At 65.1% G+C, this 19,317-nt stretch carries 16 protein-coding genes; 9 read left to right on the forward strand and 7 right to left on the reverse strand.

Annotated features, from left to right (window positions below; all coding sequences use genetic code 11):
- Nucleotides 1-77 precede the first annotated feature (77 nt).
- Complete coding sequence (gene kdsA, locus XW59_RS10705; protein WP_047144919.1) at nucleotides 78-911, reverse strand: 3-deoxy-8-phosphooctulonate synthase; 834 nt, start codon at nucleotides 909-911, stop codon at nucleotides 78-80.
- A gap of 135 nt (nucleotides 912-1,046) precedes the next feature.
- Nucleotides 1,047-1,931, reverse strand: coding sequence for an alpha/beta fold hydrolase (locus tag XW59_RS10710; RefSeq protein WP_052958081.1), 885 nt, complete (start codon nucleotides 1,929-1,931; stop codon nucleotides 1,047-1,049).
- 229 nt (nucleotides 1,932-2,160) lie between these two features.
- On the opposite strand from XW59_RS10710, the gene XW59_RS10715 reads away from it, so the two are divergent.
- Entirely contained in the window at nucleotides 2,161-3,186 is a 1,026-nt protein-coding gene (locus XW59_RS10715; protein WP_047144920.1) for a glycosyltransferase family 1 protein, read from the forward strand.
- A 4-nt stretch (nucleotides 3,187-3,190) separates the two neighbouring features.
- On the opposite strand, the gene XW59_RS10720 is transcribed toward XW59_RS10715, so the two are convergent.
- From XW59_RS10720 to tpiA, 4 genes are all read right to left on the reverse strand, one after another.
- Nucleotides 3,191-4,819: a CTP synthase gene (locus tag XW59_RS10720; protein WP_047144921.1), complete on the reverse strand. Its 1,629-nt coding sequence runs from the start codon at nucleotides 4,817-4,819 to the stop codon at nucleotides 3,191-3,193.
- A 155-nt stretch (nucleotides 4,820-4,974) separates the two neighbouring features.
- Nucleotides 4,975-5,793, reverse strand: coding sequence for a L,D-transpeptidase (locus tag XW59_RS29850; protein WP_082137511.1), 819 nt, complete (start codon nucleotides 5,791-5,793; stop codon nucleotides 4,975-4,977).
- A gap of 218 nt (nucleotides 5,794-6,011) precedes the next feature.
- Nucleotides 6,012-6,425, reverse strand: coding sequence for a preprotein translocase subunit SecG (gene secG, locus XW59_RS10730; RefSeq protein ID WP_047144922.1), 414 nt, complete (start codon nucleotides 6,423-6,425; stop codon nucleotides 6,012-6,014).
- A gap of 135 nt (nucleotides 6,426-6,560) precedes the next feature.
- Nucleotides 6,561-7,325, reverse strand: coding sequence for a triose-phosphate isomerase (tpiA, locus tag XW59_RS10735; RefSeq protein WP_047144923.1), 765 nt, complete (start codon nucleotides 7,323-7,325; stop codon nucleotides 6,561-6,563).
- Nucleotides 7,326-7,460: 135 nt separating this feature from the next.
- Between tpiA and XW59_RS10740 the strand changes: the two genes are divergently transcribed.
- From XW59_RS10740 to lexA, 6 genes are all read left to right on the forward strand, one after another.
- Nucleotides 7,461-9,347 (forward strand): SurA N-terminal domain-containing protein, encoded by a 1,887-nt coding sequence (locus XW59_RS10740; protein WP_047144924.1) that lies wholly within the window; start codon nucleotides 7,461-7,463, stop codon nucleotides 9,345-9,347.
- Between the two features lie 10 nt (nucleotides 9,348-9,357).
- Nucleotides 9,358-10,386, forward strand: coding sequence for an anthranilate phosphoribosyltransferase (gene trpD, locus XW59_RS10745; RefSeq protein ID WP_047144925.1), 1,029 nt, complete (start codon nucleotides 9,358-9,360; stop codon nucleotides 10,384-10,386).
- Complete coding sequence (gene trpC, locus XW59_RS10750) at nucleotides 10,383-11,198, forward strand: indole-3-glycerol phosphate synthase TrpC (RefSeq protein WP_047144926.1); 816 nt, start codon at nucleotides 10,383-10,385, stop codon at nucleotides 11,196-11,198. Before trpD ends, trpC begins: the two co-directional genes overlap by 4 nt.
- Before the next feature lie 5 nt (nucleotides 11,199-11,203).
- Complete coding sequence (gene moaC / locus XW59_RS10755) at nucleotides 11,204-11,698, forward strand: cyclic pyranopterin monophosphate synthase MoaC (RefSeq protein WP_047144927.1); 495 nt, start codon at nucleotides 11,204-11,206, stop codon at nucleotides 11,696-11,698.
- Nucleotides 11,698-12,909, forward strand: a complete 1,212-nt coding sequence (gene glp, locus XW59_RS10760) for a gephyrin-like molybdotransferase Glp (protein ID WP_047144928.1) — start codon at nucleotides 11,698-11,700, stop codon at nucleotides 12,907-12,909. The genes moaC and glp overlap by 1 nt, the downstream gene beginning before the upstream one ends.
- 98 nt (nucleotides 12,910-13,007) lie before the next feature.
- Entirely contained in the window at nucleotides 13,008-13,724 is a 717-nt protein-coding gene (gene lexA / locus XW59_RS10765; protein ID WP_047144929.1) for a transcriptional repressor LexA, read from the forward strand.
- A 183-nt stretch (nucleotides 13,725-13,907) separates the two neighbouring features.
- Here lexA and XW59_RS10770 read toward each other — a convergent pair whose 3' ends face one another.
- Nucleotides 13,908-16,289 (reverse strand): ComEC/Rec2 family competence protein, encoded by a 2,382-nt coding sequence (locus tag XW59_RS10770; RefSeq protein WP_082137518.1) that lies wholly within the window; start codon nucleotides 16,287-16,289, stop codon nucleotides 13,908-13,910.
- 126 nt (nucleotides 16,290-16,415) lie between these two features.
- Here XW59_RS10770 and gltX point away from each other — a divergent pair, with 126 nt between their 5' ends.
- Nucleotides 16,416-17,846: a glutamate--tRNA ligase gene (gltX, locus tag XW59_RS10775; RefSeq protein ID WP_047144930.1), complete on the forward strand. Its 1,431-nt coding sequence runs from the start codon at nucleotides 16,416-16,418 to the stop codon at nucleotides 17,844-17,846.
- A gap of 162 nt (nucleotides 17,847-18,008) precedes the next feature.
- Nucleotides 18,009-19,298, forward strand: a complete 1,290-nt coding sequence (gene gltA, locus XW59_RS10780; protein WP_047144931.1) for a citrate synthase — start codon at nucleotides 18,009-18,011, stop codon at nucleotides 19,296-19,298.
- Nucleotides 19,299-19,317: the final 19 nt, after the last annotated feature.

The raw sequence follows: 19,317 nt of genomic DNA on the forward strand, positions 1-19,317 counted from the left end.
GCTGCTCCTTTCTTTGCGCTCCCCGCTTAATCAATGTCGCAGGAAGCGCGAGGTTCCGGAGCAGGTGGTGCGTGGCTTCAGCGGCTCTTCGCCACCCGGTCGAACTCCATCAGCGTCTCGATCAGGCGCGGCATGTCGTCCAGCCGAACCATGTTCGGCCCGTCGGAAGGCGCGTTGTCCGGGTCCTGGTGCGTCTCGATGAACACGCCGGCAACGCCCACCGCAACGGCGGCGCGCGCCAGCGTCTCGACGAAACGCCTGTCGCCACCGGTCGAGCCGCCCTGCCCGCCCGGCTGCTGCACGGAGTGGGTCGCATCGAAGATTACCGGCGCGCCGATCTCCGCCATCAGCGGCAGCGCGCGCATGTCGGAAACGAGCGTGTTGTAGCCGAAGGAAACGCCACGCTCGGTCACCAGCACGTTGGCATTGCCGGAGCCGGTCACCTTCGCGACGACGTTCTTCATGTCCCAAGGTGCGAGAAACTGACCCTTCTTGACGTTGACGACCTTGCCGGTCGCGGCAGCGGCCGCGAGAAGGTCGGTCTGCCGCGAAAGGAAGGCCGGGATCTGCAGGATGTCGACCACGTCGGCGACGAGGCCGCACTGCTCCTCGGTATGCACGTCGGTCAGCAGCGGCAGGCCGAACTCCTCGCGCAGGTCCGCGAAGACGGCAAGCGCGGTCTCCAGCCCGGCGCCGCGCTTGCCGCCAAGGGAGGTGCGGTTCGCCTTGTCGAAGGAGGTTTTGTAGACGAGGCCAATCCCGAGCCGCCCGGTGATCTCCTTCAGCGCGCCCGCCATGTCGAAGGCATGCTGGCGTGTCTCGAGCTGGCAGGGACCCGCGATCAGAGCAAGCGGCGCGGAATTGGCGAAGGTCACCGAACCGACGGCGACGGAAGCGTTGGGAGCAGTCATCTCGTTTCCTCGATTGCGAAAGGGCACCCTGCCCCGCTTTGCGGCGAGCGGCGTCCACCACACGGCATGTTATCGGCCCGAATTACCGACGAAGCACCGTTCATCGCCGCGATGTGCCTCAAAACGCGCCCGCGTTCAAGGGACGGCCGCGGCCTGATCGCTGCCCGCCCGCTCCGCGTCCAGCCCGAAGAGGAAACCGGATATGATTTCGCGTGCGCCATGGCGGATCATGTTGATGTGGTTCGCTTCGGGGAGCACGTAGAGCTTGGAAAAGCCCTCGCTGAGCGAGGCGAGCGCCTCCGCGAACGCAGGGGGCGTGATCGCATCTTCCTGGCCGGCCAGGAGCAGGATCGGCACGTCTATGCCACCGATACGCGAGCGGGTATCGAAACGGGTGCGCACCAGCCACAGCGGCACGGACGAGGCCTGGCGGTGAACCGCGTCGGGAAACGAAGTGAACGGCGCTTCGAGGATAACGGCGCGGGGCCGTCCCTGCATCGCGACATAGCTCGCAATGCCGGTTCCCATCGAATAACCGTAGAGGACGATGCCGTCAGGCGCGAGCTGCTCCTTGGTCAGCTTTGTCAGGAGCGCGGCGGCGTCGCGGTAGAGCAGGTGTTCGCTCGGCCGACCCGGATTTCCGCCATAGCCGCGATAACCGGCGAGCATCAGCCCGTAGCCCTGCTCGGCAAGGCCGAAGAGATGCGCGGGCTTGCGGATCAGGTCGCCGAGACGGCCCGGAAAATAGACGATGACGGGTTTTCCGGGCGCCGGAGGGTGATACCAGGAGCGCAGCAGCAAACCGTCATGCGTGCTGAGGTCGACCGGTTGCAATTCGACGTTACTTTCGATCTCCAGGAGATTCAGCACCAGCCTTTCGCGGTAGAGGATGAATTCCGGAACGGTCTGCACCGCGACCAATCCCGCAAGCAGAAGAAGCGCGGCCGCAACGGCGATGCGGCGCGGAAACAAGTGCAAGCGGCGGCGCACGCCGCCATCCACGCGAACTACGTCTTCCATCTGGGGAGCTTCTGCCCTTTGAAGCGGCGAACGCCGCCACCACCCTTCGAATATCTTCTTAGATCACAATATGGCGATTCTACGTTTCAGATCGTAATATTCGGTGATCAATCATGCGTGAAGCCACGGCCATCCAGCCTTCGGTCATCCGCCTGTCACGAGACTCGCCAAGAACTCTCCACGGGATCGCCGGCGAGCGGTTCGCGGCAACAGCGACGGAACTTGTCCCTTGCGCATATTGATCGTCACCGACGCATGGCATCCGCAGGTCAATGGCGTGGTTTCGACGATCCAGAACCTCGTCTCGGCGCTGGAACGAATGGGAATCGCCGTCGAACTGCTCACGCCGGAAGGCTTCCGCTCGCTGCCGCTTCCCACCTATGCCGACATCCGGCTCGCGGTAACGTCGAGTTTCACCGTCGGCCGCCGCATCGCCGAGGCGGGAGCCGACCACGTCCACATCGTCACCGAAGGCCCGCTCGGGCTTCTCGCGCGGCGGATTTGCGTTGCCGGCGGGATAGGTTTCACCACCAGCTATCACACACGCTTCCCGGAATATCTCAGCGCACGGGTGCCGGTGCCAGAAAATTGGAGCTATCGCTGGCTTCGCCGTTTCCACAATGCGGGCGAGGCGACGATGGTGGCGACTCCTTCCCTGCTGAGAGAGCTTTCGGAGCGCGGCTTCACCAAGCTTCGGCAATGGAATCGCGGGGTCGACACGCAGCGGTTCCACCTGTCGCGCCGGGTGGAACTCGATCTGCCGAAGCCAATCTTCCTTTCCGTCGGGCGGTTGGCGCCGGAAAAGAACCTGCCTGCCTTTCTCGGCCTCGACCTGCCGGGAACCAAGCTGGTGGTCGGCGACGGACCGGAGCGCGAGCGGCTCCAGGCGGCGTTTCCGGATGCGGTTTTCGTCGGCGCGAAATTCGGCGAGGAGCTTGCCGCCTATTATGCCTCGGCCGACGTCTTCGTGTTTCCGAGCCGCACCGACACGTTCGGCCTGGTGATCCTGGAGGCGCTGGCAAGCGGCCTGCCGGTCGCCGGCTATCCGGTAACGGGTCCGGCCGACATCCTGGCCGACGGCGTCGGCGGCGTTGTTTCGGAGGATCTGAGGGAAGCCTGCCTCGCGGCCCTTGCCGCGGACCGGCACACCGCCCGGGAAAAGGCGCTGCGCCATGGCTGGGACGCCTGTGCGTCGCTTTTCCTGGAAAATCTCAGGTCGACGGCCGCTCCGGCGAAACGCAAGGCGGCCGCCTGAGCAGTCAGACCAGTCGGCTCTGTTCCACCGCCGCGCCGATGAAGCTGGCAAACAGCGGATGCGGCTCGAAAGGCCTCGACTTCAGCTCGGGATGATACTGCACGCCGATGAACCAGGGATGGTCGGGATATTCGACCGTCTCGGGCAGCACGCCGTCCGGCGACATGCCGGCAAAGACGAGGCCGCAATCCTCCAACCGGTCCTTGTAGTCGATATTGACCTCGTAGCGGTGGCGGTGACGCTCGGAAATGTCCATGTCGCCATATATTCCGGCGATCTTGCTGCCCTCGCGCAGGCGCGCCTCGTAGGCGCCGAGCCGCATCGTGCCGCCGAGATCGCCGGAGGCCTTGCGCTGTTCCAGCATGTTGCCCTTCAGCCATTCCGTCATCAGCCCGACGACGGGTTCCTCCGCCGGACCGAACTCGGTGGACGATGCGTTGCCGATGCCGGCAAGCGAGCGCGCCGCCTCGATGCAGGCCATCTGCATGCCGAAGCAGATGCCGAAATAGGGCACCTTGCGCTCGCGGGCGAATTTCGCGGCGAGAATCTTGCCTTCCGAGCCGCGCTCGCCGAAGCCTCCGGGCACGAGGATGCCGTGAACCTTCTCGAGGAACGGCGCCGGGTCCTCCTTCTCGAAGACCTCCGATTCGATCCAGTCGAGCTTGACGCGCACCCGGTTGGCAATGCCGCCATGCGAAAGCGCTTCGATGAGCGATTTGTAGGCGTCCTTCAGGCCGGTATATTTGCCGACGATCGCGATCGTGACCTCGCCTTCCGGATTGTGGATGCGCTGCGAGATTTCCTGCCAACGCTCCATGCGCGGCTTCGGAGCCGGATCGATGCCGAACGCGGCGAGAACCTCTCCGTCCAGGCCTTCCTTGTGATAGGCCATCGGCACGTCGTAGATGTGAGCGACGTCGAGCGCCTGGATGACCGCCGATTCGCGCACGTTGCAGAACAGCGACAGCTTGCGCCGCTCTTCCTTCGGAATCTCGCGGTCGGCGCGCACGAGCAGGATATCGGGCGCAATGCCGATGGAGCGAAGCTCCTTGACCGAGTGCTGCGTCGGCTTGGTCTTCAGTTCGCCGGCCGCCGGTATGTAGGGCATCAGCGTCAGGTGGATATAGACCGCCTGCCCGCGCGGCAGGTCGTTGCCGACCTGCCTGATCGCCTCGAGGAACGGCATCGCCTCGATGTCGCCGACCGTGCCGCCGATTTCGCACAGCACGAAATCATATTCCTCGTTGCCTTCGAGGATGAAGTTCTTGATCTCGTCGGTGACGTGCGGGATCACCTGCACGGTCGCGCCGAGATAGTCGCCGCGACGCTCGCGGTCGATGATGTTCTTGTAGATGCGGCCGGTCGTGATGTTGTCGCTCTGGTTGGCCGAACGCCCCGTGAAGCGCTCGTAATGGCCGAGATCCAGATCGGTCTCCGCTCCGTCGTCGGTTACGAACACCTCGCCATGCTGGTAAGGGGACATCGTGCCCGGATCGACATTGAGATAGGGGTCTAGCTTGCGGATCCGAACACGGTAGCCACGCGCCTGCAGGAGGGCTCCGAGAGCCGCCGCAGCGATGCCTTTGCCGAGTGAGGAAACCACGCCGCCGGTGATGAAAACATATCGCGCCATGGGAGTCGTTGCATAACTTGAGCGGAGTGATTCCGCCAGAAAAAAATTGCCACACCTAAGCTTTTCCCGCCCGGGTGTGAGGTGATGTCGTAGCCCCGCCAATGAAAGGGCCGGCACGAGGCCGGCCGCATCAGGGAAGTCGCGGGTTTTTCAGGTCAGAGCACGACGACTTCGGTGCCCTTGCGGACGCGGTTGTAGAGGTCAATCACATGCTCGTTGACCATGCGGAAGCAGCCGTTGGACGAATTGGTGCCGATGGTTTGCGGCTGGTTGGTGCCGTGGATGCGCACATGCGTGTCCTTCCGGCCGTCATAGAGATAGATGGCGCGGGCGCCGAGCGGATTGTTGGGGCCGCCATTCATGCCGTCCTTGTAGGGACCGTATTTCTTCGGCTCGCGCTCCTGCATCGCCTTGGTCGGGAACCAGCGCGGCCATTCCTGCTTGTCGCCCACCGTCGCCCTGCCCTTGAACTCCAGCCCTTCGCGGCCGACGGCGATCGCATAGCGACGCGCCTTGGAGGACGATTCGACCAGGTAGAGATAGCGGCTCTGCGTGTTGATCACGATCGTTCCGGGCTTGTAGCCGGAAAAATCGACCGTCTGCGGCTCGAAGTCGGGACGTACCTGGAATCTCTTGTTCGGCGCGTTGCCCTGGTAGACGGCGTCGAGCGCTCGCGTCTGCGGCAGCATTTCACCCTGCTGCCTGCCGAGCACGGTTCCGAAGAGGCCGGTGCGGACCGCCGCTTCCTCGCTGCGCAGCTCGCCGGTGTTTTCGTTCGGCGACGCCGGCCGTTGCGCCCTGGCTGCGGTCTGCGGCCTGACTTCGGCGGCATTCTTTCTGGACGCCGGCTCGGCTCTTTTCACGGGCTTTGCAGCCGGCTGGGAAATCTGTGGACGCCAGAAATCGTCCTGTGCGGCCGCAGGCTGCACCAGAAGCGCACCGAAAACCAGCGCGGCACAAACGCAAAGCTTCATTTTTAGTCACCCCGATGAGGAAGGCAGGACGCCGGCCGGGAGGATAAGCGGGCGTCACCGCTCCAAACTGCCTATTCGAGCATGATACTTTCCGCGCCCTTCCGCCTCAAGCAGCGCGGCGCCGCGGGAACGTCCGAAACCAGGTAAAACCTGCGGTTCTACGTCGATTGTGGCCGGCAAACCACACTCGCGTGGCGCGCATGCGCGCGGCTCGGAGCTTACTGGCTGCTGGGAACCTGCGGCTGCGCGGGAGCGGTATTTTCGGGGGCTGCCGGAGCGCTGTCCTGCGCGGGCGGTGCCGGCTGGTTGTTGCTGCCGCCGAGCTGATCGAGTACGCCGCCGCCACCTTCGCTCGGAACGCCCTGCTGGGGCACGGACTGCGGAACGCGGTCGAGGATGTCGATCGGCCGGTCGCCGTAGCGGGCGAGAAGGGAAAGCGCGAGCGAGGTCGCGAAGAAGCCGGCGGCGAGGAGAGCCGTCGCGCGGGTGAGCGCGTTGGCCGCGCCGCGTGCCGTCATGAAGCCCGAGCCGCCACCGATGCCAAGTCCGCCGCCTTCGGAACGCTGCAGCAGCACCACGCCTACGAGGGCGAGCACGATCATCAGGTGAATGACGATGAGAATTGTCTGCATTTTTGGTTCCGAATTAGCTTTCGCGCCGAACCGCGCGTTCAGCGACGCGGCTCAATACACGGGTTTTCAGGTGTTTCCAACCCCTATATGGGTTCTCGGCTTGCGGCAAAAACCCGGTCGGAAGATTTTTTGCCGTCAAATCGACCGATATGCTTCGGCGATCGCCAGGAAATCGGCGGCTTTCAGGCTGGCGCCGCCAACCAGCGCGCCATCCACATTCTCGACGCCGAGCAGTTCGACGGCGTTCGACGGTTTTACGGAGCCGCCGTAGAGAATCCGGGTTTTGCCGGCTTCCGCGCCGATCCGCTTTTCCAGCTCGCCTCTTATATGGCGGTGAGCCTCGGCCACATCCTCGACCGTGGGCGTCAATCCGGTCCCGATCGCCCAGACCGGCTCGTAGGCGATGACCGTTGCCGCGTGGACGGCGCTTGCAGGCACCGAGCCGGCGATCTGTCGCGACAGGACTTCGAGCGTCTTGCCCGCCTCGCGCTCCTCGCGTGTCTCGCCGATGCAGATGATCGCCGAAATGCCGGCGCGCCAGGCGGCAAGCGCCTTGTCGTGGACGATCTGGTCGGTTTCGCCATGATCGGTGCGGCGCTCCGAATGGCCGACGATCACATGCGAGGCGCCGGCGTCCTTCAGCATCTCGGCGGAAATGTCGCCGGTATGCGCGCCGTTCTCCTTCTGATGGCAGTCCTCGCCGCCGGCCCTGACCGGCGTGCGGGAGAGAATTTCTGCGGCACGGGAAAGGAGCGTCGCGGGCACGCAGACGAGAGCATCCACCTCGGCATCCAGCCCCTGCATGAAACCGTTGCCGATCGATTCCAATTCGCCGAGCGATGCGCCGGTACCATTCATCTTCCAGTTTCCGGCGACGAGCGGGCGAATTCCTGGCGTCATGGCTTCTCTTTCCTTCCATTTCCGATTTCGGCTAGGTTCTCCTATCAAAATCAGGCCACAAAGCAATCGACAGTGGCCGGGAAGGACGGTATTGCCCTTCCGAACGCAAATTCACGCAGGGTGCCGGAAAACGACATGCTCAATTCGCTCAGAAGCGCAGCCGGAACTTGGGTCGCCAAGCTGCTCCTCATCTTGCTGGTCCTCAGCTTCGCCATCTGGGGCATTTCCGGCCAGATCGCGGGCGGGGTCGGCACGCATGTCGTCTCCGCCGGCGACACCAACGTGTCGGCACAGGATTACCGGCTCGCCTATGACCGCCAGATCCTGCAGCTTTCGCAGCAATTCGGCACGCGTATAACCCGTGAACAGGCTCGCGCCTTCGGCATCGACCAGCAGGTGCTCAGCCAACTCGTCGCCGGCGCGCTCCTCGACGAGCAGGCGCGCGAGATGAAGCTCGGCCTGTCGCGCGATCGCCTCGCCGCACTGACGGCGGAGGATCCGGCCTTTCACGGTCCGGACGGCCGATTCGACCGCAACCAGTTCGATTTCGTGCTCCGCCAGGCCGGCATGCGGCCGGAGGACTATCTGAACAACCGCGAGCAGGTCGCGGTCCGCCAGCAGATCGTCGAGGCGGTGTCCGACGGGCTGCAGGCGCCCGACGCCTTCCTGCGCGCGGTTTCGCTCTACCGGGGCGAGGATCGCACGGTCGAGTATCTCACCCTTCCGAAAACGCTCGTCGAACCAATCGAGGAGCCGACCGAGGACGTCCTCAAAGCCTATTTCGAGGAGAACAAGTCGGCTTACGCCGCGCCGGAATACCGGAAAATCTCCTATGTGAAGCTCGAGCCCGAGGACATCGCCGATCCCGCCTCCATCTCCGAGGAGCAGGCGAAGGAATATTACGACGCCAACGCCGAGCGCTATACCACGGCCGAGCGCCGCCGCATCGAGCAGGTCGTCTTCGCCAGCGAGGACGCCGCAAGGGCGGCGCTGGAGAAAATCCGTTCCGGCACGAACTTCGAGGATATCGTCGCGGCCGAGGGCAAGACGATGAACGACGTGCTGCTCGGCACGTTCGAGAAATCCCGCGTCGCCGACCGAGCGATCGCCGATGCGGCGTTCTCGGTTGCCCAAGGCGAGGTCAGCGACGTCGTTCCCGGCGCATTCGGTTCGATCCTCCTGCGCGTGACGGAGATCACCCCGGCGGTCGCGCGGCCCTTCGGCGAGGTGAGCCAGGAAATCAAGGACGGGCTCGCGCTGGACGAGGCGCACCGCATCCTGCTCGAGGTCCACGACGCCTACGAGGACAGCCGCGCCGGCGGCGAGACGATGGCCGAGGCAGCGGCGAAGCAGCGCCTGAAGGTGGTGACGGTCGAGGCCGTCGACCGCAGCGGGCGTGACCCGCAAGGCACGATCCTGACCGATCTGCCGCAGTCGAACGAGCTGCTCGCGGAGGCTTTCGAGACCGAGACCGGCATAGAGAATCCGCCGCTGACGATCGGCAGCCAGGGCTACGTCTTCTACGAGGTCGATGGGATCGACGCGGCACGCGACCGCACCTTCGAGGAAGTGCGCGACCGCGTGGAAACCGACTGGACGGCCAAGGAGGCCACCACCCGGCTGGCCGCCAAGGCGAGCGAGACGGAAAAGGCGATCCGCGACGGCAAGCCGATGGCCGATGTCGCGCAGGAGCTCGGCCTCGAGATTCAGACCAAACGCGGGCTGAAGCGGATGGCCGACGATGCCGATCTCGGCGAATCCGGCGTTGCCGCGGCTTTCGGCGTCGCCAAGGACGCGACCGGCGTGGTGTCGGCGCCGAACGAGGGCGGGCAGATCGTCTTCAAGGTGACCGAAGTGTTCGAGCCTGTGGGCGCGGGTGCGGAAGCCGTTCCGGAAAACCAGCGCAACAGCTTCGCCACCGGGCTGGCAAACGACCTTCTCGACCAGCTCGTGGCGCGTCTGCAGGGCCAGTATCCGGTGACGGTCAACCAGCCCGCCATCGACCAGGCGCTGAGCTTCTGACGGCCCGGCCATGACTGATCTCAAGGCCCATATCGCGAAGGCGGCGAACGGCACTCCCCTCACCTTCGAGGAAGCGCGCGAGGCGTTCGACATCATGATGTCGGGCGAAGCGACGCCGAGCCAGATCGGCGGCTTCCTGATGGCCTTGCGGGTGCGCGGCGAAACCGTGGCGGAAATTTCCGGCGCGGTGGCGACGATGCGCTCCAAGATGCTGACGGTGAAGGCGCCGGCCGATGCGGTCGACATCGTCGGCACCGGCGGCGACGCCTCCGGTTCCTACAACGTCTCGACCTGTGCCGCCTTCATCGTCGCAGGCGCCGGCGTGCCGGTGGCCAAGCACGGAAACCGCGCCCTGTCGTCGAAATCCGGCGCCGCGGACGCGCTCGCCGCGCTCGGCGTCAATATCGAGATCGGCCCGGAAACCATTTCGGCCTGCATCGCGGAGGTCGGAGCCGGCTTCATGTTCGCGCCGGCCCATCATTCGGCGATGCGTCATGTGGGACCGAGCCGCGTCGAACTCGGCACGCGCACCATCTTCAACCTGCTCGGGCCGCTTTCCAACCCGGCCGGCGTCAAGCGCCAGCTCGTCGGCGTCTTCTCGCCCCAGTGGGTGGAGCCGATCGCGCATGTGCTGAGGGAGCTCGGCGCGGAGACCGCCTGGGTGGTGCATGGCGACGGGCTCGACGAGATGACGACCGCGGGAACGACGCTCATCGCCGCGCTCGAGAATGGCGCGGTGCGCACCTTCGAGGTCACTCCGGAGGAGGTCGGGCTCGCCCGCGTCGAGTTCTCGGCGCTGAAGGGCGGCGACGCGGAGCACAACGCCAGGGCCCTGCACGGCGTACTCTCGGGCGAGAAGAACGCCTATCGCGACATCGCGGTGCTCAATGCGGCCGGCGCCCTCATTGTCGCCGGCAAGGCGGAAACACTTGCCGAAGGCGTGGCGCAGGCGCAAGAATCCCTCGACGCCGGCAAGGCGGCCGGCGTGCTCACGAAGCTCATCGAGGTCTCCAACCGCAAGGTGGACACGGCGCAATGACCGACATTCTGAGGAAGATCGAGGCCTACAAGCGCGAGGAGATCGCCGCCGCCAAGGCGCGCCTGCCGCTTGCCGAGGTGAAGGCGCGCGCCGCGGACGCCGAGCCGCCGCGCGGCTTCAAGGCCGCGATCGAGGCGAAGCACGGGGCCGGTCGTTTCGCGCTGATCGCCGAGATCAAGAAGGCGAGCCCCTCCAAGGGCCTCATTCGTGCCGATTTCGACCCGCCGGCGCTCGCCCATGCCTACGAGGCGGGCGGTGCGGCCTGCCTTTCGGTGCTCACGGACGCCCCCTCTTTCCAGGGCGCGCCGGACTATCTGACGGCCGCGCGCGCGGCGACCGGGCTGCCGGCGTTGCGCAAGGACTTCATGTTCGAGGCCTACCAGGTGCACGAGGCGCGAAGCTGGGGGGCGGATGCGATCCTCGTGATCATGGCGAGCCTGACCGACGACGAGGCGCGCACGCTTGAGGACGAGGCGCACGCGCTGGGCATGGATGTGCTGTTGGAGGTTCATGACGAGGCGGAACTGGAACGCGCGCTGAAGCTCTCCTCGCGGCTGCTCGGCATCAACAACCGCAATCTGCGCACCTTCGAGGTCGGCCTCGAAACGTCCGAGCGGCTTTCGCGGCTCGTGCCTGACGATCGCATCATCGTCGGCGAAAGCGGCATCTTCACCCATCAGGACTGCCTACGGCTGAAAAAGTCGGGCATCGAAACCTTCCTCGTCGGCGAGAGCCTGATGCGTCAGGCCAATGTGGAGCAGGCCACGCGCGGCCTGCTTTCCGGCGACACCGCGCTGCGCGCGGCCGGCTGACCGACATGCCGGACAAAGGTCCAGCCCTCACCCATCTCGGCGCCTCCGGCGAAGCCCACATGGTCGATGTCGGTGCCAAGGCGGAGACCGAGCGCACCGCCGTCGCCGAAGGCGCGGTGGTGATGAAGCCGGAGACCTTGCGGATCATTCTTTCCGGCGACGCCAAGAAGGGCGACGTGCTGGGCGCGGCACGGATCGCCGGCATCATGGCCGCCAAGAAGACGCATGAGCTGATCCCGCTCTGCCACCCGCTGCTGCTCACCAAGGTGACGGTGGAGATCGAGCCGGACGAAACGCTACCCGGCCTGCGCGTCACCTCGCTTGCCCGCGTCACCGGCAAGACCGGCGTGGAGATGGAAGCGCTGACGGCGGCGAGCGTCGCCTGCCTGACGATCTACGACATGGCCAAGGCGGTCGACCGCGCCATGACGATCACCGGCGTCCGCCTTCTCGAAAAGAGCGGTGGCAAGTCGGGAGACTTCCGCGCGGAGCGCGGCTGATGGCCGCCGGGCTGCTTCCCGTCGACGAAGCGCTTTCCCGTCTCCTGGAAGGCGCAAGCCCGCTGCCCGCCGAAGCCGTCGCGATCGCGGACGCCGGCGGACGGGTGCTCGCCGAGGATGTGAAGGCGCTGCGCACGCAGCCACCCTTCGACGCCTCGGCCATGGATGGCTATGCGGTGCGCGCCGACGACATTTCGCGGGTGCCCGCGCGACTTGCCATGATCGGCGAATCGGTCGCCGGCAGGCGGTTTCACGGCGTGGTGGGCGAGGGTGAGGCCGTGCGCATATTCACCGGCGCGCCGGTGCCGGAAGGGGCGGACACGGTTCTCCTGCAGGAAGACGCGCGCAGTATCGAGGAAGGCGTCGTCGAGACGCTCGAGGCCACACGGTGCGGCCGAAACATTCGCCGGGCGGGCCTCGACTTCCAGATCGGCGAAACGCTTCTCGAAGCCGGAAGGACGCTCGACCCCATCGCGCTTTCGCTCGCCGCCGCCGCCAACCACCCTCGCCTTTCCGTGGTTCGCAAGCCGCTGGTCGCGATTCTCGCCACCGGAGACGAACTGGTTCCGCCGGGCGTGGAGCCCGGTCCCGACCAGATCGTCGCCTCCAACGTCTTCGGCGTCGCCGCCATCGCCCGTTCCGCCGGCGCGGACGTGCTCGATCTCGGCATCGCGCCCGACCGCGAGGAGGCGATCGCAGCGACCGTCGGCGAAGCGCTTTCGGCGAAGGCGGACGTCGTGGTGACGCTCGGCGGCGCGTCCGTCGGCGATCACGATCTCGTGCGCGGCGTGCTCACCGGCCTCGGCATGGAGCTTTCCTTCTGGAAGATCGCCATGCGCCCCGGCAAGCCCTTGATGTCCGGCCGGATCGGCGGGCACCGCGTCCTCGGTCTGCCCGGCAATCCGGTTTCGAGCCTCGTCTGCGCCCACCTCTTCCTCAAGCCGCTCGTGGCACGGCTGGGCGGGCTTGCCGCCGAAGCCGACATTCGCGACGCCGTCCTTTCCCTGCCGATGAAGGCGAATGACCACCGCCAGGATTATGTTCGGGCGCACGTCGAACCCCGCGACGGAAAACTGGTCGCAACCCCGTTCAGCCAGCAGGATTCCTCGATGCTGAAGACGATGGCCTCGGCGAACGCACTGATCGTTCGCGCGCCGCAGGCGGAGGCGGCGAATGCCGGCGATTCCTGCCGCGTGCTGCTGCTAGGTTGAACAAATCGTCAACGCATTCATTAAAATGTTGCGGAACACAACTGGAACAGATAGTGTTTGTTCTGGTTTTGTTTTGACGATTCCCGAAAGGGTCCTCGATGCTGACGCGCAAGCAACATGAACTGCTTCTCTTCATCCATGCCCGGCTGAAGGAAACCGGCATTCCCCCTTCCTTCGACGAAATGAAGGAAGCCCTGGACCTTGCCTCCAAGTCGGGAATCCACAGGCTGATCACGGCGCTGGAGGAGCGCGGCTTCATCCGCCGCCTGCCGAACAGGGCGCGCGCTCTGGAGGTATTGCGTCTTCCCGATTCCATCGCACCCGGTCTCAACGCGGCACGGAAATTCTCGCCCAGCGTGATCGAGGGCAGTCTCGGCCGCAAGCCAGCCGCCCCCTCCCGGGCGCCAATGGCCGGCAATGACGACGCGTCCGTGGCGGTTTCCATTCCCGTCATGGGCAGGATCGCCGCCGGCGTGCCGATCGATGCGATCCAGCACAAGACGCACTCCATCTCCGTCCCCCCGGACATGCTTTCCGGCGGCGAGCACTACGCGCTCGAGGTTCGGGGCGATTCGATGATCGAGGCCGGCATCTTCGACGGCGACACGGTCATCATCCGAAATTCGCAGACCGCCAATCCGGGCGACATCGTGGTGGCGCTGGTCGATGACGAGGAAGCGACGCTGAAGCGCTTCCGCCGCAAGGGCGCGTCGATTGCGCTCGAGGCCGCGAACCCTGCCTATGAGACCCGCATTTTCGGTCCCGACCGCGTCAAGGTGCAAGGCAGGCTGGTGGGGCTCATCCGACGCTACTGAGAATGCGGCTGCTCGAACGTAAGTAGGATTTTGGGCGGACTTGAGTCGTCGAAGATACGGCGGATTTCTGAATTGTTTTCCTGAGATAAAACAATCGGTTAGGCCACTTTCCTCACGATTCAGATTACTCCGATCACGCTTGCGGTGGTTCGTGACGTGTTCCTGTTTCCGTGGAACTGCGGTTCAATCCGCCCTGCTTTCGCGCCTCTGGTAGGGTGCGAGACCTCTTGCCTCGCGCGAGAACCGTCGGTGCTCGTGCCAAGGGCGATAGGGTTCGCTGATGGCCTGCCTGACGAATAATCGCGGCATGCCGCCGTCATTGGCGGGCCGCAGGTGGATTTCCACGCTGCCGTTGCGAGCAAGGTCGCGCCTGGTCAGCACCAGGATCCGCGCGTCGGCGCAGGGGTTTTCGGCGGTTGCGTCGTCGATGACGATCAGGCTGGCTCGGGAGCAGACCGCCGCGGCCAATTCCTCTCCGGATGCATGGACGATCACGGCCCCGCTTGCATGACGGGCGAGGCACAGACCTTCGCCGCACGTAAATCCCGCCTCTTCTTCCGCAAGGCTCGCGGTTTCGTCCGGTTCGCCCTCGCGTATCTTCGCCGGGGGAGCGGTCTCGCCGGCGTCGAGCGCCCTCAGCCAATTTTGCAGCGTGAAGGCCCGCGGGCGATCCCTGTTAACCGCCACGCGTCCGTCCGCGAGCCGCATGGCGACGAGACCCGCATCCTCCGAGACGAGAACGGCCGGCAATTCACGCTGCCAGAGAAGGAATATGCCGGCGGCCATCAACGGCATCGCCGCCCAGCGCAGCGCGCTGCCGGACATGGTAAGGATGGCGAGGGCCGTGGTTAAGACCAGCACCGCGGCCAATGGGATCGCGCCGGTAGCGTCGAAGGCCGATCTTTCGGCCAGCCACAAGGCGACGCCGTTCATCGCACCGATCCCCTGCCCCATCACATAGAGCGGCGGACCGTCGAGCCCCAACGGCATCAGCAGCACGGCGATGACCGCCATCGGCATGACCATCACGGAGACGAACGGCATCGCCGCGAGATTGGCGACGAGACCGAGCGGCGAGACCTGCTGGAAATGCCATGCGGTAAAAAGCGCCGTCGCCAGCCCCGCCACAACCGAGGTCATCGACATGCCGACGGCATATTTGGCGCCGGAATGAAGGGCGGCCCCGGCGAGCGAGCGACGCGGCGGGCGGCTCCGCTTCGGACGCCTCGCGCGGAAGTCGGTCCAGGCGGCATAGGCGGCGACGAGCGCGGCGGTGGCCGCGAAGGACATCTGGAAACTCGGGCCGACCACTTCGTGCGGTGCGATGAGGATGATGACGATCGCCGAAATCGCCAGATTACGCATGGTGAGCGCCGCCCGATCGAACATGACCGCGACGAGCATCACCGCCAGCATCAGGAAACTGCGCTGGGCGGCGATGTCCGCGCCTGAAACGGTGAGGTAGAAGGCAGATGCGAGAAGCGCCAGGAAGGCCGCGTATTTCTTGACCGGATGGCGGGCTGAAAAGGACGGCGCCAGCGCAAAAGCCCCACGCAGGCCGAGCATCAGCGTTCCGGCAACGAGCGCCATGTGGAGGCCGGAGATCGAGATGACGTGATAGAGGCCGACGATCCGCAGCGCTTCGTTGATCTCCTCGGGAATTCCGGCGCGGATGCCGGTGATCAGCGCCGCCGCGATCGCGCCCTCCGTACCGCCGACCTGCGCGTTTATCCTTTTCGCCATGTCGCTGCGGCGCCCTTCTATCCAGGCGCCCGCTTTCTGCCCGAAAGTGGAAGGTTCCGCGCTTACCACCAATTCCGGATTGGTGAGGAAGAAGCCGATCGCGCCGATCCCGGAGAAATAACTCTTGAAGGAAAAGTCGTAGCTGTCGGGGCGCAGCGGTCCCGACGACGGCATCAGCCTCGCCACGCCCTTGACGATGCTGCCCGGCTCGATCTCGTCGGGCGCGCTTCGCGCCGTTATGCGTATGCGCTGTGGCGCGTGACGCAGCGCCGGCCGCTCGGTGGAAATGAGGTCGAGCGTCAGCCTGATGCGCCCGCTGGCCTGATCCTCGATGCGTATCACGCGCGCCGTCAGCCGTGTGGTGATCTCGGAGCCGATCATCTGCGTTCCCGCCCGCCAGGTCTCCACCTTGGCGGCGAGCATGCCGGTCATCACCATCAGCCCTGCGAGGATCGCCGTGCGCGCTGCCGGCCGGCTTTGCGCGGCCATGCCGAGCGAAACCAGGAAGATGGCTCCCAGAGCCAGCGGCGCGAAGCCCGGCTCATGCGGCAGGGCAAAATAGAACAGCACGCCGGCCGCCATGAAAACCGGCACGAAGAGGAATGTGTTGCCGTATTCCTGCTCGGCGGCGAATGATCGGGCGGCAACCGAAGGAAGCGCCTGAATCGCCGAGGCAAGCCTGCGGCCGGTGCCCGGTCGCGCGGCAAGCCGTTCGCCCTGCCGCGGCAATGCCGGCACCGCCCTGCCCGGCCGCAGCACGTCGAAATTCGGGCGCGGCGCGACAAGTGCGCGCTCGTCCGCGATCGACGTTTCGTCCCCCATGCCCGCGCCCCCGGTTTCGGTAATCGCTTGCACCCCGAGGCACCTATGCTACATGAACGCCAACGAAACACCACATGCGGGTCATCGGCGGCCGCGCCGTCCCGCAATCCTCCGGGAAATGACATCATGAGTGAGAAGGTCGTCACGCGCTTCGCGCCCTCGCCCACCGGCTATCTGCATATCGGCGGCGCACGAACCGCGCTGTTCAACTGGCTCTATGCGCGCCACACCGGCGGCTCCATGCTGCTGCGGATCGAGGACACCGATCGCGAACGCTCGACGGATGCTGCGACGGCGGCGATCCTCGACGGGCTTTCGTGGCTGGGGCTCGACTGGGACGGTGAGCCGATCTCCCAGTACGCCCGCGTCGACAGACACCGCGAGGTGGCCGAGGAGCTCGTGCGCAACGGCAAGGCCTATTATTGCTATGCCTCCGCCGAGGAACTGAACGAGATGCGCGAGAAGGCGCGGGCCGAGGGCCGCCCGCCGCGCTATGACGGACGCTGGCGCGATCGCGATCCTTCCGAGGCGCCCGCCGGGGTGAAGCCCGCCATCCGCATCAAGGCGCCGCAGGACGGCGAGACGATCGTGCGCGACCGCGTGCAGGGCGACGTACGTTTTCCCAACAAGGATCTCGACGATTTCATCATCCTGCGCTCGGACGGCAATCCGACCTACATGCACGCGGTGGTGGTCGATGACCACGACATGGGCATCACCCACATCATCCGCGGCGACGACCACCTGACCAATGCCGCGCGTCAGACCATCATCTACGATGCCATGGGCTGGCAGGTGCCGGTGATGGCGCATATTCCGCTGATCCACGGTCCGGACGGCGCCAAGCTTTCCAAGCGCCACGGCGCGCTCGGCGCCGAGGCCTATCGCGCGATGGGCTATCTGCCGGAAGCGTTGCGCAACTATCTCGCCCGCCTCGGCTGGAGCCACGGCAATGACGAGGTGATGTCGACCGAGGACATGATCGGCTGGTTCGAGATCGAGGACGTGAACAAGGGTGCGGCCCGTTTCGACTTCCAGAAGCTGGAGGCGCTGAACGGCGTCTACATGCGCCAGACCGGCGACCAGGAGCTTCTCGACCGTTTTCTGGTAACCTTGCCCTATCTGGAAGATCCGGGTGCGATCCCGCGCGAGCCCGACGAGCATGCGAAGGCACAGCTTCTCGCCGCCATACCCGGGCTCAAGGAGCGGGCGAAGACGCTGGTCGAGCTCGCCGACGGCGCGCAGTTCCTGTTTGCCTCGCGCCCGCTGCAGCTCGACGAGAAAGCCGCCCAGATCCTCGATGCCGATGCACGCGCGATCTTGGCTGCGCTGCTGCCGGCGTTCGAGAAGATCGAGGATTGGAGCGCAGCGTCCACCGAAGCGGCCGTGCGCGCCCATGCGGAGACGTCGGGCCTGAAGCTCGGCAAGATCGCACAGCCGCTGCGCGCGGCTCTGACCGGCCGTTCGACCTCGCCCGGCGTATTCGACGTGCTCGCCGTACTCGGCAAGGAAGAAAGCCTTTTGAGGCTGAAAGACCAGGCCGCCGCGCGGATGTGATTTCTATTGCGGTTGCTAATTTTGCGTTGCACCATTAGCCCAAGGATAGCTTGGCAGGTTCCCGCAAATGCGATAGCAAGAGCGCGCAATTGGCCGCGATTGTGATGTTCTATTGCCAATCGGCGACCTGAGCGAAGCGATGTACATTGAAAGGTGATTGCGATGACAAGTTCGACAGCAAAACTTGAGTTCGGCGGAAAAACCCACGAATTCAAGGTGCGAGAAGGCTCGGTCGGACCAGACGTCATCGACATCAGCGCGCTCTACAAGGAAACCGGAGCGTTCACCTACGATCCCGGCTTCACCTCCACGGCGAGCTGCGAATCGCAGATCACCTATATCGACGGCGACGAGGGCGTGCTCCTGCACCGCGGCTACCCGATCGAGCAGCTCGCCGAGCACGGCGACTTCCTCGAGGTCTGCTATCTGCTCCTGTACGGCGAACTGCCCACCAAGGCGCAGAAGGACGATTTCGACTTTCGCGTGACGCACCACACGATGGTGCACGAGCAGATGAACCGGTTCTTCACCGGCTTCCGTCGCGACGCGCATCCGATGGCGGTCATGTGCGGCGTCGTCGGCGCGCTGTCCGCGTTCTATCATGACTCCACCGACATTTCCGATCCGCATCAGCGCATGGTGGCCTCGATCCGCCTGATCGCGAAGATGCCGACGATCGCGGCCATGGCCTACAAGTACCATATCGGCCAGCCCTTCATGTATCCGCGCAACGAGCTGAACTTCGCGGCCAACTTCCTGCACATGTGCTTCGCCGTGCCGTGCGAGGACTACAAAGTCAACCCGGTGCTGGCGCGGGCGATGGAGCGCATCTTCATCCTGCATGCCGACCACGAGCAGAACGCCTCGACCTCCACGGTCCGTCTCGCCGGCTCCTCGGGAGCCAATCCGTTCGCCTGCATCGCCGCCGGTATCGCCTGCCTGTGGGGCCCGGCGCATGGCGGCGCCAACGAGGCGGCACTCAACATGCTCGCCGAGATCGGCAGCGTCGACCGCATTCCCGAGTTCATCGACCGTGCCAAGGACAAGAACGATCCGTTCCGCTTGATGGGATTCGGACATCGCGTCTACAAGAACTACGATCCGCGCGCGAAGATCATGCAGAAAACCACGCATGAGGTGTTGGGCGAGCTCGGCATCAAGGACGATCCCCTGCTCGACGTCGCGATGGAGCTGGAGAAGATCGCGCTGACCGACGAATATTTCATCGAGAAGAAGCTCTACCCGAACATCGATTTCTATTCCGGCATCACGCTCAAGGCGCTCGGCTTCCCGACCACCATGTTCACCGTGCTCTTCGCGCTCGCCCGCACGGTCGGCTGGATCGCGCAGTGGAAGGAAATGATCGAGGACCCGCACCAGAAGATCGGCCGTCCGCGCCAGCTCTATACGGGCCACAACAATCGCGATTACGTGCCGATTGCGAAGCGCTGATAAGCGCCACCGGACCGAA

Source organism: Aquamicrobium sp. LC103, assembly GCF_001014615.2.
Classification (GTDB): domain Bacteria; phylum Pseudomonadota; class Alphaproteobacteria; order Rhizobiales; family Rhizobiaceae; genus LBCQ02.

Bases quoted from the DNA above. Each gene is read 5' to 3' on its own strand.
- kdsA (WP_047144919.1), bottom strand. From the start codon at position 911: ATGACTGCTCCCAACGCTTCCGTCGCCGTCGGTTCGGTGACCTTCGCC.
- XW59_RS10720 (WP_047144921.1), bottom strand. From the start codon at position 4,819: ATGGCGCGATATGTTTTCATCACCGGCGGCGTGGTTTCCTCACTCGGC.
- XW59_RS10710 (WP_052958081.1), bottom strand. From the start codon at position 1,931: ATGGAAGACGTAGTTCGCGTGGATGGCGGCGTGCGCCGCCGCTTGCAC.
- XW59_RS29850 (WP_082137511.1), bottom strand. From the start codon at position 5,793: ATGAAGCTTTGCGTTTGTGCCGCGCTGGTTTTCGGTGCGCTTCTGGTG.
- trpC (WP_047144926.1), top strand. From the start codon at position 10,383: ATGACCGACATTCTGAGGAAGATCGAGGCCTACAAGCGCGAGGAGATC.
- trpD (WP_047144925.1), top strand. From the start codon at position 9,358: ATGACTGATCTCAAGGCCCATATCGCGAAGGCGGCGAACGGCACTCCC.
- glp (WP_047144928.1), top strand. From the start codon at position 11,698: ATGGCCGCCGGGCTGCTTCCCGTCGACGAAGCGCTTTCCCGTCTCCTG.
- XW59_RS10770 (WP_082137518.1), bottom strand. From the start codon at position 16,289: ATGGGGGACGAAACGTCGATCGCGGACGAGCGCGCACTTGTCGCGCCG.
- lexA (WP_047144929.1), top strand. From the start codon at position 13,008: ATGCTGACGCGCAAGCAACATGAACTGCTTCTCTTCATCCATGCCCGG.
- tpiA (WP_047144923.1), bottom strand. From the start codon at position 7,325: ATGACGCCAGGAATTCGCCCGCTCGTCGCCGGAAACTGGAAGATGAAT.
- XW59_RS10740 (WP_047144924.1), top strand. From the start codon at position 7,461: ATGCTCAATTCGCTCAGAAGCGCAGCCGGAACTTGGGTCGCCAAGCTG.
- moaC (WP_047144927.1), top strand. From the start codon at position 11,204: ATGCCGGACAAAGGTCCAGCCCTCACCCATCTCGGCGCCTCCGGCGAA.
- gltA (WP_047144931.1), top strand. From the start codon at position 18,009: ATGACAAGTTCGACAGCAAAACTTGAGTTCGGCGGAAAAACCCACGAA.
- gltX (WP_047144930.1), top strand. From the start codon at position 16,416: ATGAGTGAGAAGGTCGTCACGCGCTTCGCGCCCTCGCCCACCGGCTAT.
- secG (WP_047144922.1), bottom strand. From the start codon at position 6,425: ATGCAGACAATTCTCATCGTCATTCACCTGATGATCGTGCTCGCCCTC.